Annotated in this window: 20 protein-coding genes and 1 tRNA gene; 8 read left to right on the top strand and 13 right to left on the bottom strand. The window is 51.1% G+C overall.

Annotated elements, in window-relative coordinates:
* Positions 1-528: 528 nt before the first annotated feature.
* From SBG41_RS08530 to SBG41_RS08490, 9 genes are all read right to left on the bottom strand, one after another.
* Complete coding sequence (locus SBG41_RS08530) at positions 529-2,730, bottom strand: alpha-amylase family protein (RefSeq protein ID WP_317895119.1); 2,202 nt, start codon at positions 2,728-2,730, stop codon at positions 529-531.
* A gap of 60 nt (positions 2,731-2,790) precedes the next feature.
* Entirely contained in the window at positions 2,791-4,026 is a 1,236-nt protein-coding gene (locus SBG41_RS08525; RefSeq protein WP_317895118.1) for a glycosyltransferase, read from the bottom strand.
* A gap of 64 nt (positions 4,027-4,090) precedes the next feature.
* Positions 4,091-5,182 carry an ABC transporter ATP-binding protein gene (locus SBG41_RS08520; RefSeq protein ID WP_317895117.1) on the bottom strand — a complete coding sequence of 364 codons (1,092 nt, stop codon included), beginning with the start codon at positions 5,180-5,182 and terminating at the stop codon, positions 4,091-4,093.
* 5 nt (positions 5,183-5,187) lie between these two features.
* Positions 5,188-6,009 (bottom strand): carbohydrate ABC transporter permease, encoded by an 822-nt coding sequence (locus tag SBG41_RS08515; protein ID WP_317895116.1) that lies wholly within the window; start codon positions 6,007-6,009, stop codon positions 5,188-5,190.
* A gap of 3 nt (positions 6,010-6,012) precedes the next feature.
* Positions 6,013-6,858, bottom strand: coding sequence for a carbohydrate ABC transporter permease (locus tag SBG41_RS08510; protein ID WP_397470803.1), 846 nt, complete (start codon positions 6,856-6,858; stop codon positions 6,013-6,015).
* Between the two features lie 120 nt (positions 6,859-6,978).
* Positions 6,979-8,385 (bottom strand): ABC transporter substrate-binding protein, encoded by a 1,407-nt coding sequence (locus SBG41_RS08505; RefSeq protein WP_317895114.1) that lies wholly within the window; start codon positions 8,383-8,385, stop codon positions 6,979-6,981.
* Between the two features lie 234 nt (positions 8,386-8,619).
* A complete protein-coding gene (locus tag SBG41_RS08500) occupies positions 8,620-8,970 on the bottom strand; it encodes a hypothetical protein (RefSeq protein WP_317895113.1) in 351 nt (116 codons plus the stop codon).
* A gap of 30 nt (positions 8,971-9,000) precedes the next feature.
* On the bottom strand, positions 9,001-10,017 hold the full coding sequence (locus SBG41_RS08495) for a UDP-N-acetylglucosamine--N-acetylmuramyl-(pentapeptide) pyrophosphoryl-undecaprenol N-acetylglucosamine transferase (protein ID WP_317895112.1): 1,017 nt from the start codon (positions 10,015-10,017) through the stop codon (positions 9,001-9,003).
* The gene (locus SBG41_RS08490) at positions 10,014-11,210 is read right to left on the bottom strand and encodes a nucleotide sugar dehydrogenase (RefSeq protein ID WP_317895111.1); all 1,197 of its coding nucleotides are present in this window, start codon (positions 11,208-11,210) and stop codon (positions 10,014-10,016) included. Before SBG41_RS08490 ends, SBG41_RS08495 begins: the two co-directional genes overlap by 4 nt.
* Positions 11,211-11,441: 231 nt before the next feature.
* Between SBG41_RS08490 and SBG41_RS08485 the strand changes: the two genes are divergently transcribed.
* From SBG41_RS08485 to SBG41_RS08470, 4 genes are read left to right on the top strand one after another with little or no spacing between them, the layout of a single operon-like run.
* Positions 11,442-13,199, top strand: a complete 1,758-nt coding sequence (locus SBG41_RS08485) for a succinate dehydrogenase/fumarate reductase flavoprotein subunit (RefSeq protein ID WP_317895110.1) — start codon at positions 11,442-11,444, stop codon at positions 13,197-13,199.
* Between the two features lie 55 nt (positions 13,200-13,254).
* Positions 13,255-13,737: a succinate dehydrogenase, cytochrome b556 subunit gene (gene sdhC / locus SBG41_RS08480; RefSeq protein ID WP_317895109.1), complete on the top strand. Its 483-nt coding sequence runs from the start codon at positions 13,255-13,257 to the stop codon at positions 13,735-13,737.
* A 33-nt stretch (positions 13,738-13,770) separates the two neighbouring features.
* Positions 13,771-14,121: a hypothetical protein gene (locus SBG41_RS08475; RefSeq protein ID WP_317895108.1), complete on the top strand. Its 351-nt coding sequence runs from the start codon at positions 13,771-13,773 to the stop codon at positions 14,119-14,121.
* Positions 14,122-14,164: 43 nt separating this feature from the next.
* The gene (locus SBG41_RS08470; protein ID WP_317895107.1) at positions 14,165-15,088 is read left to right on the top strand and encodes a succinate dehydrogenase/fumarate reductase iron-sulfur subunit; all 924 of its coding nucleotides are present in this window, start codon (positions 14,165-14,167) and stop codon (positions 15,086-15,088) included.
* Between the two features lie 131 nt (positions 15,089-15,219).
* On the opposite strand, the gene SBG41_RS08465 is transcribed toward SBG41_RS08470, so the two are convergent.
* Together SBG41_RS08465 and SBG41_RS08460 are read right to left on the bottom strand one after the other, a co-directional pair.
* Positions 15,220-15,822: a FumA C-terminus/TtdB family hydratase beta subunit gene (locus tag SBG41_RS08465; protein ID WP_317895106.1), complete on the bottom strand. Its 603-nt coding sequence runs from the start codon at positions 15,820-15,822 to the stop codon at positions 15,220-15,222.
* Between the two features lie 17 nt (positions 15,823-15,839).
* Complete coding sequence (locus SBG41_RS08460) at positions 15,840-16,736, bottom strand: fumarate hydratase (RefSeq protein ID WP_317895105.1); 897 nt, start codon at positions 16,734-16,736, stop codon at positions 15,840-15,842.
* A gap of 166 nt (positions 16,737-16,902) precedes the next feature.
* Here SBG41_RS08460 and SBG41_RS08455 point away from each other — a divergent pair, with 166 nt between their 5' ends.
* From SBG41_RS08455 to SBG41_RS08440, 4 genes are all read left to right on the top strand, one after another.
* A complete protein-coding gene (locus tag SBG41_RS08455; protein WP_317895104.1) occupies positions 16,903-18,543 on the top strand; it encodes an ABC-ATPase domain-containing protein in 1,641 nt (546 codons plus the stop codon).
* 120 nt (positions 18,544-18,663) lie between these two features.
* Positions 18,664-19,689 (top strand): MraY family glycosyltransferase, encoded by a 1,026-nt coding sequence (locus tag SBG41_RS08450; RefSeq protein ID WP_317895103.1) that lies wholly within the window; start codon positions 18,664-18,666, stop codon positions 19,687-19,689.
* An 84-nt stretch (positions 19,690-19,773) separates the two neighbouring features.
* Positions 19,774-21,000, top strand: a complete 1,227-nt coding sequence (locus tag SBG41_RS08445; protein ID WP_317895102.1) for a Cdc6/Cdc18 family protein — start codon at positions 19,774-19,776, stop codon at positions 20,998-21,000.
* A gap of 53 nt (positions 21,001-21,053) precedes the next feature.
* Positions 21,054-21,127: transfer RNA gene (locus SBG41_RS08440), tRNA-Lys, on the top strand.
* A 211-nt stretch (positions 21,128-21,338) separates the two neighbouring features.
* Here the strand turns inward: SBG41_RS08440 and SBG41_RS08435 are convergent.
* Together SBG41_RS08435 and SBG41_RS08430 are read right to left on the bottom strand one after the other, a co-directional pair.
* The gene (locus tag SBG41_RS08435) at positions 21,339-21,776 is read right to left on the bottom strand and encodes a DUF1641 domain-containing protein (protein ID WP_317895101.1); all 438 of its coding nucleotides are present in this window, start codon (positions 21,774-21,776) and stop codon (positions 21,339-21,341) included.
* A gap of 43 nt (positions 21,777-21,819) precedes the next feature.
* On the bottom strand, positions 21,820-22,983 hold the full coding sequence (locus tag SBG41_RS08430) for an NAD(P)/FAD-dependent oxidoreductase (protein WP_317895100.1): 1,164 nt from the start codon (positions 22,981-22,983) through the stop codon (positions 21,820-21,822).
* Between the last annotated feature and the right edge of the window lie 24 nt (positions 22,984-23,007).

Below are 23,007 nucleotides of genomic sequence, written 5' to 3'. Positions count from 1 at the left end.
TTCGTATGGCGAGTTTTAGTGAGATATATAATTTCAGTTGCAGAGATAGTGCATACGTGCATCAAGGTAGCAATGTTGGAACCCATTATTGCTTGAACAAGGCCGATTATTTCGCACAATAAAGCCGATAATTAAATAGGATAAGGTGTACGTAAATAATGCAATAGCGTAGTAGATTACCAAGGGTATAATAGGCTCTATGTCACTCTCATGGGCAGCAGCCAGGGCTACGGAGCTGGCAAGTATGGCCGGAAGTCCTACAAATAACGCAGCCGCGTACATATGCCAGCACTCATGGTTAAGAGTAGCGTAAGCCGCTACAAGAAGGCCATTAAGAGCAGGGTAAGTTAGGAACACTATAAGAGACTCGCCGACAAGGTGCTGTAGGGTGAGACTAATTATTGTTGCAAGCAAAAAAGCTACTAATCCTACTGCGAGGGCGTGGTAGGCGTCACAATTATGCATTGTCATAGTGGTGATCCCTTTGGCTGTAGCCGGACCCTGCTTGAGAGTCTTATGGAAGAGGAGCTAGGCTTCAGGCTCAACGACTATAACGTCATACTCTTTGAGCCTACTAATCTTGATAATTATTTTGTTGTTATTGATTCTTGTTTCAAGTTTTGTTCTCTTGTCCAGCGCTGAGTATGCCTTGATTCTTTTGTACCCGAATAAGCTTGGGTCGATTCTTATTTCGATGTCGTGTACTGGTATGATTTCTGTAACGGGGTGTATTGGAGGACCACTACTGTAGCTCGGTAGGGGTTGTTTTGCTCCTGTAAAGCCTGTTGCTAGTATTCTTTGGTTTGCTGTATAGTTGAGCAGATGTACTATGACTCTGTCCTTCTGTCTCCATGGCTCAGCGAGGACTGTTATTGGAGCACCTATATGGAGCGGTGGTTCCCCTCCTAGGGCTTCAAGTGTTCTTACTATAAGGTTTCTGTACACAGGGTTCCCCGTGGCCCAATAGTTTGCTCCGAGGCGCCAGGGGTAGTATGCAACTCTCTTCCCGAGTACTAGCGCTGGTAGCTCTGTACGCGGTCCAGGAGGAGGCGATGAGCGGCCAAGAGTGTATTCGTGGCCATATCGGTAGGCAGGAAGTCTTATCTGCAGCGGCACCTCTCTATCGTCAAGAGATGTTACTGGTACTAGGCTTGCCAAGTGTAGTGGTTTTCTCATATCTCTCGGGTTATCGCCTACGAGGAGCGGCTCCTCGATGCCAAAGAAGCCTGGTTTAGTGGGCTCGATATAAGCCCATTCTAGTGTCATGGGTTCACCGAGGAGTTCTACACCAAGTATGTTGCTTGCCAGCAACCCTCCTGCCGGCAAACATTCTCCATCATAGAGACTTGTTTGATGTGTGGCAATAATCGTCCCACCTTCTTCAAGATGACTACGTAGAGCATTTAACAACTCACTGTCCGTGCATGCAGTGTCAGCAAGTATTAACACTTTATAGTACTTACTCATGCTTGACACATCTTTGTCAAGCAAGTACTCTACTGGTATATGGCTTTGTAGCAGAGAATAGTAGAAGCCCCGTGTCTCGTCTACGTACTTACTTGGCTCTAGTCTACCATAGTGGTCCCTAACAGTGTTTGAGATAACTATCGCAGCGAATCGGAGGGGCTCAGCGCCAGCAAGGTATTCTTCCAGCTTCTCATGCTCCCTAAAAACCTGCTCGACGGGCTCGATAAAACTCTTCGTCGTAGCAAGCATGCTTGAGAATACTAGTACCCAGGGTTCACCTCCAGCAATTATTGCTTCGCGAAGACCTTGTCTTATTAGGGGAGGCGGAGCTGGCTGTGTCGGCTTCAGCGAGTGGAAAGCATTGCGGGATGCATACACTTTTACACCAGGCCCGGCCATAGCGCGGGTGAGCTTCACCATCTCCGCTATGAAGCCCGGCGGCTCGAAGTCAGCCTCACTACACTCCGCGAAGACCCCGTCAAGGATGCCCCGCGCCATTTCGACTACTCGGTTCGTGCGGCCAGCCCATCCACCTGGATGACTATTATACATAACGTGTATCTCCTTGCTCGTCTTCTTCGCTTCTTTTGCCAGTCTTTGGAGAGCCCTTACTACAACACTGTATCTCCAGTCCCAGAGGGTTCTCCACAAACGATTGTCCCAATCGGGCTTGGTTGGCATGTCATAGCCGTGTTCTTCTCTGAACTTTGCTTGGCACCATTCACAGTAGCAAGCCTTCTCAGGATCCGGCTGGTAACGAAAACTATCAAAGAATATCCCGTCAACTCCCAGGCCCACTACCTCACTCACCTCCTTGGCAGCGTGTTCTAAGAAGGGGCTATTGGGGCAGAGTAGAGGCCATTCTGGTTCCCAAGCCGTCTCCGCTGGTGCATGTTCGAGTAGCACTGGTTCTCCACGCAGGTTCTTCTGGGCCCACTCAGTATGCTTCATGTAGAGTAGCTTGTTCGTTGTATGAGCTACCATTGCTACTACTCGTATACCATGCCTATGTGCTTCTTCAAGGAGTTCGCGTAGAAAGTCACCGCGCAGACTAGGCCTCATGGGACCAATGCCTGATCCGCGGTAATACGTGTAGCCGAAGGCATCGCGAGCAAACACCACCACCATGTTGGCGTAGATTCTCTTGGCAAGCTCTGCTACATCGCGTCCCCGTATACGAGGGGTAAACAAGCCCAAGCTATCTTCAAAATTGAATTGAAGAACGCGTAAGGGCTTATTCCACCAAGCCTTCTCCTTACCCATGACGCTTCACTCATCATGCTTTTGCTAAGCCGCGGAAAAGAACTATATAGTGGAAGTGTGCTAGCTAAGCCTCGGCTTGATACGTTCTAGGAGCATGTCACGCAGCTCAATTATTGACTTCACATCCCTATCTACTCGGCGCAATGCTTCCTCATTACTAAGTTTTCTTGTCTCGTTGTAATACTTATAGAGCCTGCCTTGCCAAATGTGGAACATAGCATCAAGAATCTCTCTCACATTAGTTGTTCTTTTTATAATGCTGTAAGCGAGCAGCTCAATTAATACCTTGTTCCAAGTATCGCTGCTGAGGCCTAGCCCTCTTCTAATCTCTTCAAAAACGTTCTTCGAGAATATCGTCTCGTAGAGCTTGGCGTATTTTTGTAAGCCTTCCTTAAAGGCCTCTAAGGCTAGTTCCGGGTTTACCCTAACCTCCCACGGATACATATCAGGGACTTCGGGTTCACGTATAACCCTTGGCTCTCTAACCGAGTTAAGCTCCAGCCTACTCCAACTATCAAGGTAGTAACTAAGAGATATGAAGGTGCTCCCCGTTACCTCAATGAACATGCTTTTAAGATGCCTAGCCGGATCCTTGCTCTCATGTATCTTCGCTTTCAGAAGAGCCTCGCACACATCAAATCCTTCCGCGAGCGCTGTTATAGTCAAGAAGATGTCTATGCCGAAGTATAGTGCCCACGGATTCTTATTCCAGAGCGGGCTAGAGTTTAACACATCTACTAAGCGTCTTGAGAGACCAAAATCACCTCCAATAGGCTGTTTTATGTTTAACCCAAACGTTAGAGCCACTAATGGCCTTGCAACAAAATTTGTTATTGTTGCATCATATTTGTGCCTATGGTAGTTTGGCGCCCCGAAGCCACACATAGCAGCTTTCTGTAGAAGCGGTATCCACTCGGGAGTAATGCTTCGGAGATCGCTGTCGATCAAGAGGAGCGTTTTCGCGCTTGAGTATTCAGATACGAGTTCTATTATGCGTTTTATTGCGCCTCCCTTACCTTTAGACACGTTATTGGGTATAATGTATATAGGAATATCGGTGCTCTTCCGATAAGCCTTAACAATATCAACTGTAGGGTCATTAGAATAACCATCACATACTATTATTGATGCCGATGTGCCAGCCAAGTACTTCTTCAAGCCCTCAACAGTATTGTGCAACACATAGGCTATCGTGTGAGCAACGTTACGGGAAGGTATTCCAACAACTATCTCGCTCTCTCCTATAGACCTAAGCACCCTATCTATCGAGTCATATGCGCTACTAGTGCCCTGCACTTTTCAACACACCTTGATGATGAATGAATTAAGCACGTGAAAGGGCATTGCATGGCCGAGCTATTCAGAATACTGTCTCCCCGCTTTGGCGAAAGATATGCGTTTTCAGTATGTCTATGCATATCCTTATTCGTTGACCTAGCTTGAAACTACGGCTCCCGCTGAGCCTCACTACTAATATTTTACCGCCAACGTCTACGTGAAGTATTGTATCTGAGCCAAGCATTTCAACAAAGTCTACTATGCCTTCGAGCGGAAACGTTCCTTCACGACACCTTTCCTCGACATAGATGTGCTCCGGCCTTATACCAACAACGACCTTTTGCTCCCTTAGCGGCTTGACTAGCTCAGAGTATTCTTTAGGTATCGGTATCTTCGCGAAACCTATGTCTATTACTGGGCCTTTATCCTCTTCAACTATTTTTGCATCTATGAAATTCATTTGAGGGCTCCCAATGAATCCCGCCACGAAGAGGTTTGCAGGCTTGTTGTAAACCTCGTCGGGCGTCCCTATCTGCATTATCCTGCCCTTATTCATGACGGCTATACGATCCCCCATAGTCATTGCCTCAACCTGGTCATGCGTAACATAAATTGTCGTGACTCCTATCTTTCTTTGAAGCTTCTTGAGTTCGCTCCTCATCTTGACTCTTAGTAATGCATCAAGATTGCTTAGAGGCTCATCCATCAACAACACGTCAGGCTCAACAACTATTGCGCGAGCTACTGCAACCCTCTGTCTCTGGCCACCGCTGAGCTGGGCGGGGTAGCGGTCAAGGAGATCCTCTATTTGGAGGAGTTCAGCAGCCCATTTCACTCTCCGCCTTATCTCCTCCTCGGGGTATTTCTTTATGCGGAGCGGGAATGCTATGTTATCAAAGACCCTCATGTGCGGCCAAACAGCATAGCTCTGGAAGACCATCGAGACATTACGTTCTCTCGGAGGAAGCCTAGTTACGTCACGGTTCCCAAAGAGTATATGCCCCTCATCAGGTTTTTCGAGGCCTGCTATGAGGCGCAGTGTTGTTGTCTTACCGCAGCCGCTCGGCCCCAACAATACTATGAATTCACCGTCCTCAACATCAAGATCTATATGGTCTACTGCTACTACTTTGCCAAACCGCTTAGTTACACCAACTAAGTGTACATCCACCATAAGCTTCACCTTATCGTTATACCCCACATTGCTATAAGGTATCTCCTCGCTATGAAAACGAACACCATTGCGGGAAGAACTATGAGGAAAGATGCCGCGAACTTAATGAAGTCAGGAGCAGCCATAGCTGATACGAGTATGAATGCAGGCAGCGTTCTATTCAGAGTCGTCAGTATTGATGCTATAAATACCTCGTTCCAAGACATTATGAATGTGAATATGGCTGCAGCTGCTAGCCCGGGAAGAGCCAGAGGCAGTGTTATCCGGGCAAAGACCCCTAGCCTTGTAAGACCGAAAACAAGTCCTGCTTCCTCAAGGTCTCTAGGGACTCCGGCAAAGATGCTAGAGGTAACTAGGATTACGAAGGGGAGCGCCATAGCGGTGTGTGCCAGGGCTACACCAAGAGATGTATCGTAGATACCTATCCTTATGTAGAGCGTGGCAAGGGGTACTGCTATTACTATTACAGGGAACATCCTAAGGCCTACTATGAGCAGCTTTAGCGTGTCTTTGCCCGGGAAGAAGAACTTTGCGAAGGCATAGCCAGCGGGAAGTCCTAGTACGAAGCTTATAGCAATAGTTAAGAGTGCCACAACTATGCTATTAGTTGCTGCTCTGCTCGCACCTAATACTAGTAGTTCGTCTATGTGCTCAAGCGTGAATCTTGTTGGGATAATTTTGTGGGGATTATAGTAGTCGCCTGGAAGTGCAAAGGCATATAGTATTGATATGAGTATGGGTACAAGCACCCATGCCACAATTATTGCTACAGTAGCTGCCACCAATATGCCCTTAAGCGCATAAAGTGTTGGGCTTAGTTCACTCATAGCTTAACGCCCCGTCTCCAAGTATTTTGCACGGAAAACCTTGATGTAGAAAGCTCCAAGAGCTATAGATATAGCCGCTATGACTAGTGCATAAAGCGCTGCAACGCCCGCGTGGTGGAGTTCCACTTGTTCGTAGTAGGCCTCTCCTGCGAGGACAGGTATGTCGCGCCCAGCAAGTATCCATACATCGCCAAAAATCTGTAGAGCAAAGAGGGTTCTGATAATTAACGCTGCTTGTATGCTTGGGAGTAGCAACGGGAATACGATATAACGAAGCCTCTGGAAACTTGATGCACCAAAAACCTCAGCAGCCTCAAGGTACTCCGAGCTTATCATCTGTAGACCAGCTAGTAGGATTACGAACACTATTGCAGTACTTCTCCAAATCTCAGTAACCACTATGGCTAAGAGCTCCATGTCCCGGTGCGCGTATCCGAAGAACTGTACAGGTTGCGAAATGATTCCGAGATTAATAAGAAGCTTGTTTATAAATCCGTTACCAGTTAGCATAGAGTACCAGATAAGGCCTGCAGCTACATCGCTTATAGTTAAGGGAAGTATTGCAACATAAATGGCTGCGTTTTTTCCGCGGAAACGGAAACTGTTAAAAAAGAACGCCATCAATAGGGCTATCACGAACTCTGTCGGAACAACTATTCCAGTAATAACTATTGTATAGACGAGTGCGTCTTTAAATCTTGAAAGTGGGCTACTTAAGAGATAGTCTACATTCGCCGTAGTGAAGTGACCATGTTCATCCAAAAACGCGAGTCTGATACCCTGGAGGAGCGGGTAACCTATAAAGAAGAGCATGTAGATGAGCGCAGGCGTTACAAGCAAGTAGGGCATTATCCTATCTAGTTTTTCCGCCAACCTTGTATAACTGCTTGCTCCGTGCGTAATTGAAAAAACGTGTGAGGCAGATGCCATACGAGCCCCCTCTTGCGTCAATGAGCGTTACTATGTCGGTTATCCGCTGTCTGGCGGCGGTAGGGGCGCTCCTGCCTCTTCAAACAGCTTCAATAGTTGCGGCTTTAGTTCCTTTGTAACGCTTGCAGGGTCTTGGCCTTGTAGTACTATTCTCTGAAACGCTGTTATATAGATCTCTTTGAAGTCTCCTCCCTTAGCTCCTAGGCTAGGAATCATGGCTACTAATGCGTCCTTCGTGTTCAGGAGGCTGTTAACGCCTTTTGCGAGAACCTTTAGCGGGCCTTCAGGAACTGCTCCTGCTGCTTCTTGTACGCTTGGGAAGAAGCCTACATTCTTAAGGATCTTTACCTCTGTCTCGGGTCTCGTCAAGTAGTCGATAAGTTTCCATGCAGCATCTTCGTGTGGTGCATTCTTGGGTATGGCGAGCCCCACTATTACTAGTATGAAGCCACGTCCCTTGGGTCCTCTAGGGGTCGGTACGACAACGAAGTCTTCAGGTTTTGTCGTTATAGCATCTTTTATTCTGGCTGTGTGGTCCCAGGCGATCCAGACCTCTCCCCTTAGCAGTGGGTCAGCCATTGCATCCCATGTCGTACTTGCAGGGTTGACGTATTTCCAGAGCTCCTTTAGATAATTCCACATCTTTACTGCATCGGGGCTATCAAAGTTCTTTACTTGGGCACCGGTAAATGACGGGTATAGATATCCGTGCAAGAATCTTACGAATAGGCCGTGAGGTCCTGCCGGGAAGCCTAGAAGCTTCTTACCGGTTTTCTCGTAGAGGTTCTTTGCCCAAGCTAGCAGTGCATCATAGGTCCATTTCTCGGTGCCCATTATTACATCTTCTTTTGTTAAGCCGGGCGGGAGGTAGTCAAAGGCCTTCTTGTTCACCACCATTACATACGTTGCTGTGAGCCATGGGACATACGCTTTTATTCCGTGCAGGTGGCTATAATCCTCTAGGATCTTTGGGAATGTCCTTCCGCTAAGTGGAGGGAATTTGCTGAGATCCTCTAGCCACCCCTTGCTAGCAAAAAGGTCGAGCCCTCCATGGAGGTCAGCAATAACACTAATAGTAACCTTGCCAGCCTTCTCCTCGCTTTCTAGCTTCAATGAGAGATCACTATAGCTCATTCCGACAAACTCTACATCTATCCCCGTCTCCTGTTTAAAGGACGGCAAGAGTTCCTGCTTAACGAATGCCTGCTCTTTTGGTGGGACTAGCTGTGTTGAAGCCCATACAATCTTTACCTTACCGGTAGGAGTGCTTGTTGCCGGAGCTGCTGGAGAAGTAGCTGGCGACGAGGTAGACGAAGAGAGCGGTGGAGAAGTAGTTGGCGTTGTTTTGCCTCCACGCGAGCTATAGTACCAGGCTAGTCCACCAACTATTATGATGATTATTATTGTAGCTATTATAATAGAAGTAGTACGTGCTTGGCCACGCAAAACCAGACACCTATCTCTACATTATTATTAGCTAAAATCCTCCATATATAATTCTAACCCCTAGGCGGCAAAACTCTAGTATCATATGAGTCAAGTATCTTGATAGGACAACATTGCAAGCTTATACACGCGGCTTGCAAAGATGATTCTTAGTATACGGTCGGATCTAATGAGCATGTATAAGATTAATTACGGGAAGTCAAAGCAGATGTGGCTTATTTGTAGACAATAGCATTATTGTCGCTGTGGACGCACATATGAATAAGGTGAAATGATCCCCCGTGCTTTATGATAAAGCTCTAGTGCATCACATTCATAGAATGTCAGTGAGGCTAAGCTAACTATTTCCTCTATACATGGTTTCTTTCTAGCTCTGCCAACTACTCTTCTGTGCTCTGGGTGCTCGTCTAGGAGAAGCCTGACCATGATTTCGAATAAGCGTCTCCCGTCGCTGTTTAGGCAGTCGTTCTTGTCGAATAGGGTTGCTGCGTTGCGTAGTAGGGCTTCTAGTAGTTCGCATAGCTCGCCTCGGTAGCCCTTGCGGCAGCAGGGGTGTTGGCGCTGTTTGTGGCTTAGGCGCCGCAACCTAGCCTAACCCTACCAGGGTTCTCGTGATTATCGGCTCTCTTTCAGCATCTCGGCTATTATCTTGGCCGCGTTCTCGGCTCCGTTAGGGTGCTTCTTTGGCTTTATCTTCTCGGCCCTCTCTATTGCCTTCTCTATGTTCTTCGGCGTTACCTCGTCAACATATACTGCACCTATTTTTTCCGCGTAGAGTGGCGCATTTTTCTGCGAAGCTGATAGTATGAGGTGTCGTGATGCTACTAGGACTACGGGCTTCTGGTAGGCCAGTGCAGCGGTGGCCGAAGTCATTCCGGGGAAGTGGGTTATCACTATGCTTGCGCCCGCTATCCACTTGTCGAGGTCGGGGTCGTAGCGGAACACTATCCAGTTGGGGTGCTTCCTCCTGTAGGGCTCGGGGTCTACTCTGCCGGTCTGCAGGACTATGTTTCGTAGTCCGAGCTCCGAGACGGCGTCGAAGAGTTCTCGGTGCCCCATTGTGCCGGCTGTGACCAGTATGTATCCTTCGTCGCGGGGCTTGTAGCGGGGTGGCTCATAGATTGGGCCGACCACTCTCGCGCCTGGTAGTAGTTTTGCTTGCTCAGGCCAGTGGACCAGTGTCTCGTCGGCGAAGCGGTGGAGCAGCTTAGGGGTTCGTCCCGGCTCTACTAGCCTCACAATACTCTCAACATTTACTAGTCGCAAGCCCTTAGCCTTAGCCACTAGTGCTGGGGCGACGCTTAGGTTTGCACCACAGCTTACGAGGACCCGGTAATCCTTATCCACGATGCTGAGTGCGCGGAGAAACGCCCGGGGCCACCGGTGAAGAGTCTTGAAGAGCGGCTCGCCGGGGCGCCTAGGCATAGGCACCCTTATGGTTTGGCCTAGTCTTGAGAGCTTCTGGGGTGTCCACTCATCGTGCTCTGCCACGATGAAGACTGGTTCCACGCCGTGTTGCTCCCTAAGGTAGTGTGCTATGGCTGCTGCGTAGCCTGAGTGGCCTCCAGGCGCCGCTGTTAAGAGTACCCGGCTCCCAGCCTTGTCTCTCATTGAGATCTCTTCCCGCTTCATAGTTTCTCGAGATCGATAACCGGTTTATTTAGTGGGCGGTCCTTGTATCCCCATCTGACAACTATCTCTGCCCACTCCAGGGCCTCCGGCTCTGAGGCGAAGTCGCTGAGCCAGGGTATCTGTGGGTCGAATCTCTTTATCTCGAGGCCCGGGTCTAGGCTCCTAAGCTCCTCTATCACCCTTAGCACTGGGCTCTCAACGGGGTAAGGCGAGTTAGGCTTGAAGCCGAGCCCGTAGAAGAGTATCCTCTTCGCGCTGCTTCGGCGTATCCGTTTTAGTAGCAATGCGGCATAGTACAGAGGCTGTGACTCGTTAATGTAGCGGGCGATTCTTAGGAGCAACGAGCCCGTCTTTTCCTCGAGCATGAGCGAGTCCTTTGGCAGGCACGCGCCCCCAGCGTAGGGGCCGGGATAGAAAGGCATGTAGCCGAATGGCTTCGTTGAGGCAGCCTTTATGACTTCACGGATGTCTAGGCCTATTCTGTCGAAGAATCTTTTCAGCTCATTCACGTACGATATGTTGAGGAGGCGGAAGCTGTTCTCAAGTAGCTTCGAGGCCTCGGCCACGCGTATATCGTTGACCGGGTGCACGAGGGCCCCAAGGCAGTCGCGGTACAGCTTGAGAGCCTCCTCCAGGCTCCTAGGCCCTATGCCGCCCACGACACGGGGAATGTTCTCAGGAGTCCATTTCCTCGACCCAGCGCTGAGCCGCTCCGGCACATGGGCCACGAAGAGTTCTTCGTCAAGCCTTAGCCCGCTTAGCTCTGAGAGAGGCTTTGCTAGTAGCTCGTAGGTTCCACCAGGATAGATCGTCACCTCGGAGACGACGAGCGAGCCCGGGCCGAGGAATTGAGCAAGACTCTCCGCGACACTCCTCAGCGGAGTATAGTCTACCCTCTCCCCACGCCTCGGCGTCTGCACAGCTACTATGAAGTGTCTGGCGCCGCTGGCGTCGCTGTAGCTCGTCGAGGCGCGTATCTTGCGGTGCACAGTATCCCAGTTTTCTAGAACATATGGCTCGCGGACGTGTAGCTTGTCCTTGTCACTGCTATTGATGCGGTCAACTACGTCTTTGCTTATATCGATAACTATTACCTCCTTGACCCCAGCTTTAGCAGCATGTACGGCTGCGTGGAGGCCTACGAAGCCGCCACCTATGACGACAAGTCTTTCGGGGCACTTGTCTGCGCTCAAATCGCGCTACCACGGCGAATTATTGCTCTTTTCCACAGTATTAATGAATTAGCGCAATAATTTCTTGGCGAAAAGGTAAGATAATAATAGATTCTATACTATAATGTTTTTATCGTGAAACCGGTGTTAAGTGTTAGACAGTATAGCAGCCAATACACTTAATGAGGCCTACCATCCCCCTTTGATACTTGGAGCAAAGAGAGATTTCGTGCCCGATAGAGGCGTATAGTTTTGACAGACACACTCTACTACGACATAGTCGTTATCGGCTCGGGCATTGCTGGCCTCCGCGCCGCGTTGGAGGTAAAGAGGGTTGCCGGCGACAAGGTAAGCCTCGCACTCATAAGCAAGATCCAGCTCATGAGGAGCCACAGCGTCTCCGCAGAGGGAGGAACCGCCGCAGTCCTCTACCCCGAAGAGGGCGACAGCTTTGCCCTTCACGCATGGGACACTATCAAGGGTGCTGATTTCCTCGCAGACCAGGACGCAGTATGGATGATGGTTAAGCTTCTTCCCGAGGAGATTCGCCAGCTAGAGCGATGGGGCATGCCTTGGAGCAGGAGGCCGGACGGCAGGATAGCGCAGAGGCCCTTCGGAGGCCACAGCTTCCCGCGCGCATGCTTCGCGGCAGACAAGACTGGTTTCTACGAGATGCAGACCCTCTACAGCCGCCTAGTAGGCTATGAGAACTGGGACCGCTACGACGAGGTCTACGTCACTAGCTTCATAGTTGAGAACGGCGAGTTCAAGGGAGTAACAGCCATAGACATGAAGACCGGAGAGTTCCTCGTCTTCCGCGCAAGAGCAGGAATAATCGCCACCGGCGGCGCTGGGCGCATCTACAAGTTCACAACCTATGCGCACACTGTTACCGGCGACGGCCAGGCAATGGCTCTGAGGGCTGGGATACCGCTCAAAGACATGGAGTTCATACAGTTCCACCCGACCGGCCTAGTGCCAAGCGGCATACTGATAACCGAGGGCGCGAGAGGCGAAGGAGGCTACCTTATCAACAACAAGGGAGAACGATTCATGAAGCGATATGCTCCGCAGAAAATGGAGCTAGCACCGCGAGACGTGGTCTCGCGGGCAGAGATGACAGAGATCCTCGAGGGGCGCGGCTTCAAAGACCCAGTTAGCGGCCTCGAGTACGTCCTCCTAGACCTACGCCACCTCGGCGAAGAGAAGATCAACGAGCGCCTCCCAGCCGTCCGAGAGATCGCCATAAAGCACGCAGGCATAGACCCTGTCGAGGAACCCATACCTGTAAGACCGGTAGCCCACTACTCAATGGGAGGCATACACACGGACATATACTACCGGGTACTGAGCGTCGAGAATAAGTGGATAAAGGGGCTATGGGCTGCCGGCGAGGTATCATGTGCCAGCGTGCACGGGGCCAACAGGCTGGGCTCGAACAGCACCGCTGAGTGCCTCACAAGCGGCAGGATAGCTGGCAGACAAGCAGCACAATACGTCATGAAGATGAAGGAGCTACGAGCACCCGAGCCTAAGCCGAGCGAGGAGAGCATACAGAAGGAGGAGAAAAGGATCTTCGACATGCTCCTCAAACATGAATCAGGATCCGCAACGGTTTACGAGATTAGGGCTCAGCTGAGAGAAACAATGGACAAGTACGTCTACGTGTTCCGCGACGAGTCTGGGCTGAAGAAGGCACTCCAGACAATACTCAAGCTACGAGAAGCAATGAAGAACGTATACCCGAGCGACAAGAGCCGCATCTACAACACAGACTTCATAACCGTCCTCGAGACGCAGAACATGCTTGACGTAGCCTATAGCGTTGCCTACGGTGCGCTTCTACGAACAGAGAGCCGCGGAGCACACTTCCGAACAGACTACCCCAAGAGAGACGACGAGAACTGGCTCAAGCACACAATAACGTACATGAACGCTGACGGCAAGCTAGAGGTAACATACATACCTGTGACAATAACCACGTGGAAACCTATAGAGAGAAAGTACTAGTCCTTTTCAACGATGTTTTATAATGTGATTGAATCAAGGTTCTGGGTGAGAATCCGTGTCCGAGAAGTCGAAGAAGGAGCCCCCTAAGCTGCGCAATATGCCTGGATTCTGGGCTGCAAGCCTAAACCCTTGGCTCCTAAAAATTAAGAACAATCCTGAAAGAGTAGCCTTCGTACTTCACAGAGTCACTGGCGCAATAATAATCTTCTACCTCTTGGCGCACATCATTGTTACAAGTTATACGACGAACCCTGCTAAGTGGACAGAGATAATGAGCAGCTTTAGCACTAGCTGGGTCAACAAGATAGGCGAGTGGATTGTTGCTGGTGCAGTATTCTACCACGGGCTTAATGGCATACGGTTGCTCTGCGTAGAGTTCTGTGCCATAGGGATAGGTAGGCCGGAGAAGCCGAAGCCGCCATACATTCCGCCAAGCCTCCGGAGCGGACAGAGAACAGCCATATACGTAGTCTTCGTGCTAAGCTTCATCGCGTGGATACTCGCTGGCATACTGATTTTCACCGGAAAAATATTCTAAAAATTACATGATACATGATCGGGTGAAGGGGAAATGGGTCGTGCATCAAGTATACAGATATGGCAATACATAACGGCAATCATACTCATATTCGTATTGACCTTCCACCTAATAGAAAGAGTGCCCGGACTGAGCCCCCTAGGTGCCAAGAGCTACGAGGAAAGCGTCGAGGTGGAGCCAGTAAAGAAGGCGTACTCGAGCTATGGATGGATTCTAGGAACATTGCTCATCGTAGCACTGTTCCATGGACTTAATGGGCTACGCGGAATGCTACTCGAGCTACGCACCGGTAAAGGATGGAGAATCTTCGTTGAAACTGTCATATGGTTATTGTTCGTTATTTTTGGAGCCATAGGCTTACACACAGTACTAGCAATGACCTAGCCCGTGAATTGATTAGAGCTGACCAGGTTAGAGGTGCCCAAATATGGCTGAGGAACTAAAATCAATACCCGAGCCCCCTAAAGAGGTAATAGTTAGGGTCAAGAGATACGACCCAGACAAGAACAAGACATGGTGGCAAGAGTACAAGATACCGACCTATAGAGGCATGACCGTGCTCGACGCACTGCTATGGATCAAGGAGCACCTTGACCCCACACTATCCATGAGGTATAGCTGCCGCATGGGTGTATGCGGCAGCTGCGGCATGCTCATCAATGGTGTACCGAGGCTCGCTTGTCAGACCCAGGTAGGCGCAGTAGCAACTCCAGAGAACCCAGTGATAACTGTAGAGCCGCTGCCGAACTTCCCGGTAGTCAGAGACCTAATAACAGACTTCTCCGGGTTCTTCGAGAAGCACAAGAGCATTAAGCCGTACATTATAAGGAAGGATCCCAAGGAGGTTGATGAGGCGCCTAGAGAGTTCCTAATGAAGCCCGAGGAGCTCGAAGAGATATACCAGTATACATTGTGTATCATGTGTGGGCTCTGCTACGCCGCTTGTCCCGTCGCGGCGAGTGACCCCGAATATCTAGGCCCACAGGCGCTAACCCAGGCTTACCGCTTTATAGCAGATGTGCGCGACGAGGGCGCCGAGGAGAGAATAGTAGTAGTAGATACTGAGCATGGATGCCACCGCTGCCACTTCGCAGCAAGCTGTAGCGCAGTATGCCCCAAGGAGGTTGACCCGGCTGCTGCAATACAGCGCCTACGAAGAATAGTGTTCCTGCGAAGACTGGGGCTCTGGAAGAAAGAGAAGGGAAGCCCCGTAGCAGGGCCTCTAGAGAAGCCACTGAGAGAAGTGAAGGCAGAGTATCCTAAGCATAACCTATTGCCGGGTGTAGACCCGGAGCAACAAGCCAAGGAGCCAGTAACGATTGACTTCAGAGAAGAATGGCTAAAAGAGTAGCCAAGACGCAGCCCACTATGACCTCTTTATTTTCGCTGAACACGATTTTTCTCTAAGCCATCTTCTCTTTTAAGGTAGAAGTAGAAAGAGGTTAGGGAGATAGGGAAGAAAACTCTAGGGTTCTGCGAGTTTTATTGTAGCTTTGCGAGTATTTCTTGGGCTTTCTTCTTAGCGTTTTCTAGTATCTCGTCGTAGTAGTTTTTGCCCGTTGAGTCTATTGTTACTGTTAGTGGGCCGAAGTTCTCTACTTCGAAGAGCCATACTGCTTCTGGTATACCTAGTTCGTCTAGCCAGTAGACGTCTACGACTCTCTTTATTGCCTGGGCTGCTAGTACTGCTGCTCCTCCAGTGAACACTGCGTAGACTGCGCCGTACTTCTTACATGCCTCAGCTGTCTTCTTCCCCATTCCTCCTTTTCCTATGACCATGCGTACGCCCGTCTTGGCTATGAACTCGTGCTCGACTGGTTCAAGTCTCGCGCTCGTCGTGGGGCCAGCGGCGATTACTTCCCATTCACTGTTCTTCTTGCGCACAACGGGGCCCACGTGATAGACAGCTAAGCCTTTGGGGTCAAAGGGCAATGGTTCTCCGCGGTTAATGAGATCGAGGATCTTTCTATGCGCCGCGTCCCTGGCAGTGAAGATTATTCCCGACAAGTATACTGTGTCGCCTACTCTTAGCTGCCTTACATCTTCTTCGCTTAGGGGTGTACGTAGGTGATATATCCGGGCCATGGGTCCCACCTCTTGTCTTAACCTGTTATGTGCTTTGAGGTTATCTCCCACTTACCGCTGGAGGTTATGTAGCCTGTTGCGCGGCGTAGTGCCCAGCAGTTCGTCGCAACCGCTACAGCATAGGTCGCTGGGTGCCGGTGGGCGTACTCTACGTGGACGTCAAGGGCCGTGGTCTTGCCTCCGAAGCCGTGTGCGCCTATCCCTAGCTCGTTTATTGCTTCTAAGAGCTTGGTTTCTAGCTCTGCAATGTCTGGCTCGGGGTGTCGCTCGCCTAGTGGGCGGAGTAGGGCTGCTCTCTTAGCAAGCGCCATGGCTTGGTCACTTAGTGCTGCAACACCGACACCAACTACTACTGGTGGGCATGGCTTAGGGCCGGCCTCCACTATTGCTTCTAGTACTGTCTCCCATACGTTGCGCACACCGCGTATTGGTAGCCCCATTTTGAGCGTGGATGGCGCCTCGCTGCCGCCGCCCTTCGCCACGAAGGTGACTCGTAGCTCGTCGCCGGGGACTATCTCTACCTCGAACCATGGCACAAAGCGCCCAGTGTTGTCACCCGTATTCTTCTTGCGGAACGGGTCAACAGCGTTGGGGCGTAACGGGATTAGCTTAGTAGCTTCCCTTACAGCTTCCCTAGCAATGTCATAGAACTCGGCGCGTAGCGGGAATTCTGCCCCCATCTCAACGTAGAAGACCGGGGTGCCCGTGTCCTGGCATATCGGCTTACCTAGTTTTGCTGCAAGCTCGCTGTTCCTAAGTATTGCCTCCAGGTGCTGCTTCGCGATAGGGTTCTCCTCGGTCTCATAGGCCTTTTTGAGCGCCTCGTAAACGTCTACAGGAAGCCTCGTCTCAGCAACCTTTATCAGCTCTACGAGGAATTCTTTGAGCTGGGCTCTTAGATCGGATTGCTGCAAAACATGCACACCTTGACCGGTTGATTATCTCTAACTTACTTTATGAGCCGGGCCGTTATTCCATGTTCTTTCTGCAAGGGGGCATGTACTTAAGTGCTTGTACGTCTCCATACAGGCTAGGTTATGGGCGCTCGTAGCCGAGGTACACAAAGGGTGTAGGCGCGCCTTGAGGCTTGTCAGTAAGGTTCTCCGCCGTATCGATGGGAGAGGCTACAAGGCGTACAAGGAGCTCCTGGGCGCCGAGGAGGAGGTAAAGGGTGTTAGGATAAGAGTTGTAAAGGTCCAGGGTGACCCCTTTGCGCCGCCGAGCGTTGTTGAGGCAACGGTTAGGCTTACAAGTCTTGATTCCTGGATGCTTCGCTACCCGGTGGCGCTTGCTGACTGGCTGTTACGGAGGCTCTACACGGAGCTCCGACGCCGGAGTAGGAAGGTAGGAGAGGGGCACAGCGGCTACCTCGGCGTACCGAGGCCCGGGCCTATAATGATTAAGCGCTCCTCGCTGGTAGTGAGAAGAAACGTAGCTGTTGCAAGGCTTCACGTAGGCCTGCCTTCTAGGAGGAGGCGCGTCCTCGGCGAAGAGGCTGAGGAGCTACTGTTAAGGGATGTACCGGAAGCCGTTCGCGCGTCAATCAGTGGAGCGAGGCGCGATACTGCTAGCCTTAGAACACACCTGGACACGTGGAGGCTTCAGGAAGAGCTACGCGAGAAACTACAAGGACTCGGCTTAGTGGCCTTTGTGGGCGATGGCGCAGTACTGCCTAGGAAGTGCGGCGGCTGCGAAGAGCCTCTTCCAGGCGCCGTGCCCTTTGAGTCGCCTCCTAGCCTACGCGTAGAGATTGAGACCGATTGCTGCGGCACTGTCACGGGGATGGGGATAAGGAGGGGAGTCACGGTTATCGCTGGGAGTGCTTTCCACGGCAAAACTACGCTGCTAGAAGCAATTGCGGCAGGCGTGTGGAACCACATACCGGGCGATGGGAGAGAACGCGTAGTCACAGTACGTGAGGCTATGTATATCAGAGCAGAAGATGGCAGGTATATCAGCTGCGTAGACGTTGAGCCCTTTATCCATGACCTGCCGGGGAAGAAGCCCTCCAAGTGCTTCTCAACAAGCGATGCAAGCGGTGCAACTAGCGTTGCTGCAGCGATACAGGAAGCAGTAGAGGCTGGAGCAAAGCTACTACTACTCGACGAGGATACAGCTGCCACGAACATGCTCTACTTGGATGAGCGCGTCACGGGGATCATGGGGAGGCGTACCGTGACACCGCTTTCAGAGCTGGCTAGGAGCATGGTCGAACACGGCATCTCCATCATAGTTGTAAGTACTGGTTCTCTCCCATTACTAGGCGCCGCGGACACAGTGGTAGTTATGGAGGATTATCGACCTAGAGATGCTACTCAGAGTGCTAGAGAACTCGCCTCAAAACTACTCACATTGCGCAGCACTGCGAGGTACAAGCCTCCCCGGAAAAGGGTTATCGAGTCAGCTAAGGAGCTTCGCAAGCCCAGGGTTAGGGCGAAAATGCTTGACTCAAAGACCTTGGAGACGCCCATACCTATTATGCACAATATTCACTTGGAGGACGCCTACCAGTTCAATACCTACTCGGTGATAGCTGCTCTTTCGGCGAGAAACAGGGGGAGACCATTGCTAGAAGTCGTTAAGGAGCTTGAAGACGTGTTGCGAGACGATCCTGGCAGGCTTGCCAGGCATCCCGGTATTGGAGAGCTGAGGGCTCTTGATATCGCGTTCTTGCTGAACCGCTTGCCAAGCATAAGTATGAGGCCACTAGATACCGGGTAATCGCAGTGGTCTAACAGTACTGTGCTCTATTAGTGCTTGGAAGCATTTTTGTCCTCGCTGTGAACATGGTAAAGTGAGCGTATGTGAGACTAGGGCTTTGCGCACGGGAAGGGAAGAGGGTTGAACTCCGCCGACATCGTCTACGCTGTTACGAGCAGTATTGTAGCCTTCGCCATAGTCGTTGCTGTTGAGCCAGCCTGGATTAGGGCTGCACACGAGAGAGGCCTCGTCGGCAAAGATATGAACAAGCCTGGCGACGTAAAGGTTGCAGAAGCTGGAGGCGTCTGGGCTATCGTTGCTGCCGCTTTCGGCTTACTGGTTCTAGAGGCACTCTACACATACCTTTCCAACAGCATGTATTATCCTGCCGAGCTCTATGCCCTTGTCTCTCTGCTCTTGCTTGCAACCTTCATAGGATTTCTAGACGACATACTTGGCTGGAAGAAGGGGCTTCCGAGATGGGCCCGGATAGTCTTCATGGCTCCAGTCGCGCTGCCTCTCGTAGTCATCAAAGCCGGTAAATCGACTCTCGCGCTACCGCTCATAGGTGTCGTTGACCTAGGGCTGGCTTATCCGCTGCTAGCAGTCCCTATAGGAGTTCTTGGTGCAGCCAATGCCTTCAACATGCTTGCAGGGTATAATGGCCTCGAGGCAGGTATGGGAATTCTCCTCATGTTGTTCACGTCGATCTATGCCTATATGAAGGGCCTCGTGTTCATTGTGCAGGCGGCTCTAATAATGATGATGACTCTGTTGGGGTTCTTGCTCTATAATTGGTATCCTGCACGTGTCTTCCCAGGAAACGCTCTGACCTATGGTGTTGGGGCCTACTATGCAGCGCTCGTCGTGCTGGGCAACATGGAGAAGTTCGGGGTATCGCTGTTCACGCTCTACTTCATAGAGTTTATGCTCTTCTTGCGTGGGCTTAGGAACGGTGTATACAAGGAAAACTTCGGCATACCCCGAGAAGACGGAAGTCTCATAGAGCCGTATGACAAGGTGTATAGCCTGACTCATTTCGCAATAAGGGTTTTGAGAAGGCTACGTGGAAGAGCAAGAGAGCCCGAAGTTACTGTCATACTGCTTCTTCTCCAGACGACTATAGGAGTAATACTCATATGCTTGTCTGTGGCCGGGCTACTCTAAGACCAGTGCCTCCTTTAGGCCCTATGCGTTATAATCTTCTCCATTGCTCTACTTGAAGCATCTGAAACGGGGGCTTCTAGGACCTTGAGCGACGTGCTTGACGAGATATTTGAGCGCGTAGTAGCGTCAAGGATTTTCCGGAACCGTGACATCCTTAGCCCAGACTATATTCCGGATAGGCTTCCCCACCGGGAGGAGGAGATACGACGCGTTGGCAGCGTGTTAGCCCAGGCGCTTAAGGGGAGTAGGCCTAACAACTTGTTTATCTACGGTCTTACCGGCACCGGTAAGACCGCTGTGACTCTCTACGTTTTGCAAAGGTTGGAGGCTAAGGCGAAGCAGCTTGGAGTAAACGTTCGCTACGTCTACGTCAATACTAGGCAGCGCGACACACCGTACAAGGTCTTAGCAGACATTGCCTCCGCGATCGGGGTAAGAGTGCCATTCACGGGCCTCTCTACAGCTGAGATCTATACGAGGCTCGTACGCGCCCTCTCCAAGCAGCAAGGCGTACTCATAGTTGTCCTCGACGAGGTTGACTGGCTAGTCCGGCGACGCGGCGACGACCTCCTATACAAGCTCACAAGAATAGGATATGACCTCCCACCGGGCTCTACCAAGGTGTCCCTCGTGGGCATAACCAATGACGTCAAGTTTGTCGAGATGCTTGATGCCCGTGTCCGGAGCAGCCTAGGAGAGGAAGAAGTAGTGTTCCCGCCATACAATGCCGAGCAGCTGCGCGATATCTTGTGGGAGAGGGCTAGCCAGGCCTTCCAGCCAGGCGTAGTTGACGAGGCAGTCATATCATACTGTGCAGCACTAGCTGCAAGAGAGCACGGCGACGCCAGGCGAGCCCTTGACCTCCTCAGGGTAGCCGGCGAGATGGCTGAGCGCGAGAATAGCCCCAGAGTCACGGTCGAGCATGTGAAGAAGGCCTGGGTGCAGCTCGAGAGAGACCGGATATACGAGGTCGTCTCCACGCTTCCGCTCCACGCGAGGCTAGCCATACTGGCCGCGCTCCGGGCTCAACACATATCTGGGCGACCATACACAACAACAGGCGAGTTGTACTCACACTACCGCGAACTAACCCAGAGAGTAGGCGTTGAGGCTGTCACGCAGAGAAGGATAAGCGACATAATCAACGAGCTAGACATGCTAGGAGTCTTATCCGCTAGGGTTGTGAGTAGGGGACGCTATGGCAAGACGCGAATGATAACACTCGCAGCCGATGAAAAAACCGTGCTGTCAGCAATAGCACAGGATCCCCGGCTGAGGGAAATAATTAGGGAGCTAGAAGAGGCCGAGTAACCGAAGACCTAATTATCCCCACACATAGTGGTAGAAACTCTATCCACGGGCATGGGCCGGTAGCTCAGCCTGGAAGAGCGGCGGGCTTTTAACCCGTAGGTCCCGGGTTCAAATCCCGGCCGGCCCGCTACACGCCGCTGCGGGCCTTCCGGGTCCACCTTTTCTCCCTACTCATAACCCACGCGGATTACAAGGTACAAGTTACCAGGCCTCAATTTAGAATATTTCCTCTCTTGCTCATGTAGGGCCGTGATCAGCTATGGGAGCCGAGTTTGGCACAAGGAATGGAATATAATTTAAGATAAATGGTTGAGCAAAAACACTGTATAGGGAAAGGATTACTTCTGGGCTTTCGACCTTATGCATGCTCCTAGGTTCTTTGCGAGCAGTATGAGGAAGCCTAGTCCTGCCTGTACGTCCTTGTCTCCGAGGACTCGTAGGAGGCCAAGGGTTGACACAGGCCTTACCTCAGTCATTTTTGCCGCTGCAAGTGATTTAAAGAGGCACTCTGTCGCCTCCTCAACGTTGATCTTCATTTCTACTACTTCTTCGGGCTTTAGCTTGGCAGCCGCCGCTGTGGCTGCATCACCCAGTGCTAGGAGCCGGTGTATTGGCACCTCGGTGGAAATGTATGCGAATATATCCGTACTTTTCTCAGCTAGTATTTTGAGCATATCGAGTAGTCCGCTCTCTTTGAGGCGTACTGCTATCTCTACTAGGTCTTCGAGTACCTTGAGGCTCTCCTCGTCGAGGAGTACTTTTTCCTTCTCACTCATGGACTAACCACCCCATCTAACATGTACTCGAGCTTAGGTTATGCTACTTGAGCGAGGCTATCCATGCCTTGTAGAATGCCTCCTTCATGAGCCTTATGATCGGCGACCTCATCAATGTGTAGCACGTCAGCTTCCACTTCTCGGTGCTCTCGTCGAACACCGTCTCACATGTCCCTGCATAACCGCTGAGACCGAAGTAGCCCACACAATCCATCATCGTGTAATAGCCCATTATCGGGTAGCCGCCTAATAGTTCATTGAGCACTATTTCTGCTACGTAATCGGCTGCAAAGTGTATTGGCACACCTGCTGTTGGCAGACCTGCCGGAGGCATTGAGTGCTCGCCTATGAGGAAGACGTCATCGTAGTCGGGGTGGCGGAAGTCCCTAGCCCGGACCGGGGCCCATCTTGGGTCCTGCTTCCACTGGAAGCCTTCGCTCTCGGCTAGAGGATCTGGAAGCCTAGAGGGCGGCACCTTGATTAGTAGGTCGTAGCGCTCCTCTATGTTTCCGGCACGTATAATCTTTCTCGACGGGTCTACTTCCTGTAAGCCGTTGTGCCTAATATACTCGATGCCGAGTTCCTCGAACTTCTCTTTCCACGGCCTCGTCACGTCCTTGCCGAGAGGGAATATGTCCGGATAAGGCCCTACAAGTGTTACCTCGACTTTCCTGCCTATCTTCTTAAACGTCTCTGCGAGCTGAGTAGATACCTCAAATGGGTACATACCGCACCTGTGAGGCGATTCAGGTACCAACACTACGATTTTGCCCTCCTTGAAGGCCGCCATTGCTTTTGCCATTTCGAGTGCGCCGTCAAGTGTATAGTTATGGACGCCTGCCTCTGCTAGGCCAGGGTAGGCGTCCCATCCGTACTTGACACCTAGGCTCACTATGAGGTAGTCGTAGTTGTAGCTCCCTTTCTCACCCGTAACAGTTCGCTTAGCAGCGTCTATCTTCTTGACTGTATCTATTACGACTTTTACTCCGAACTTCTCCATGTTCTTTATGGGGGCACGCACTTCGTCTGGCACTGCTGCGCCAAGCGCTACGTCAAAGTAAAGGGGCTGGAACTCGTGCCATTCCGAGTTAGTTACCAGCGTTACCTCGATGTCAAGGTCCTTATGCTTCCTAGCCTCGAGCGCGAGTTTTCTAGCCGCAACAACGCCGCCAGAGCCACCGCCGAGGACTAGTATTTTCTTGGGCAAAACGCGCTACACCACTCACATTCT

This window comes from Pyrofollis japonicus (assembly GCF_033097485.1).
GTDB lineage: Archaea > Thermoproteota > Thermoprotei_A > Sulfolobales > Pyrodictiaceae > Pyrofollis > Pyrofollis japonicus.
This window is presented reverse-complemented; position numbering and strand designations above follow the sequence as displayed.

Excerpts from the sequence above, each read along its gene's own strand:
- SBG41_RS08475 (WP_317895108.1), top strand. The coding sequence starts at position 13,771 with ATGGGTCGTGCATCAAGTATACAGATATGGCAATACATAACGGCAATC.
- SBG41_RS08515 (WP_317895116.1), bottom strand. The coding sequence starts at position 6,009 with ATGAGTGAACTAAGCCCAACACTTTATGCGCTTAAGGGCATATTGGTG.
- SBG41_RS08465 (WP_317895106.1), bottom strand. The coding sequence starts at position 15,822 with ATGGCCCGGATATATCACCTACGTACACCCCTAAGCGAAGAAGATGTA.
- SBG41_RS08435 (WP_317895101.1), bottom strand. The coding sequence starts at position 21,776 with ATGAGTGAGAAGGAAAAAGTACTCCTCGACGAGGAGAGCCTCAAGGTA.
- SBG41_RS08470 (WP_317895107.1), top strand. The coding sequence starts at position 14,165 with ATGGCTGAGGAACTAAAATCAATACCCGAGCCCCCTAAAGAGGTAATA.
- SBG41_RS08495 (WP_317895112.1), bottom strand. The coding sequence starts at position 10,017 with ATGAAGCGGGAAGAGATCTCAATGAGAGACAAGGCTGGGAGCCGGGTA.
- SBG41_RS08530 (WP_317895119.1), bottom strand. The coding sequence starts at position 2,730 with ATGGGTAAGGAGAAGGCTTGGTGGAATAAGCCCTTACGCGTTCTTCAA.
- SBG41_RS08520 (WP_317895117.1), bottom strand. The coding sequence starts at position 5,182 with ATGGTGGATGTACACTTAGTTGGTGTAACTAAGCGGTTTGGCAAAGTA.
- SBG41_RS08510 (WP_397470803.1), bottom strand. The coding sequence starts at position 6,858 with ATGCCCTACTTGCTTGTAACGCCTGCGCTCATCTACATGCTCTTCTTT.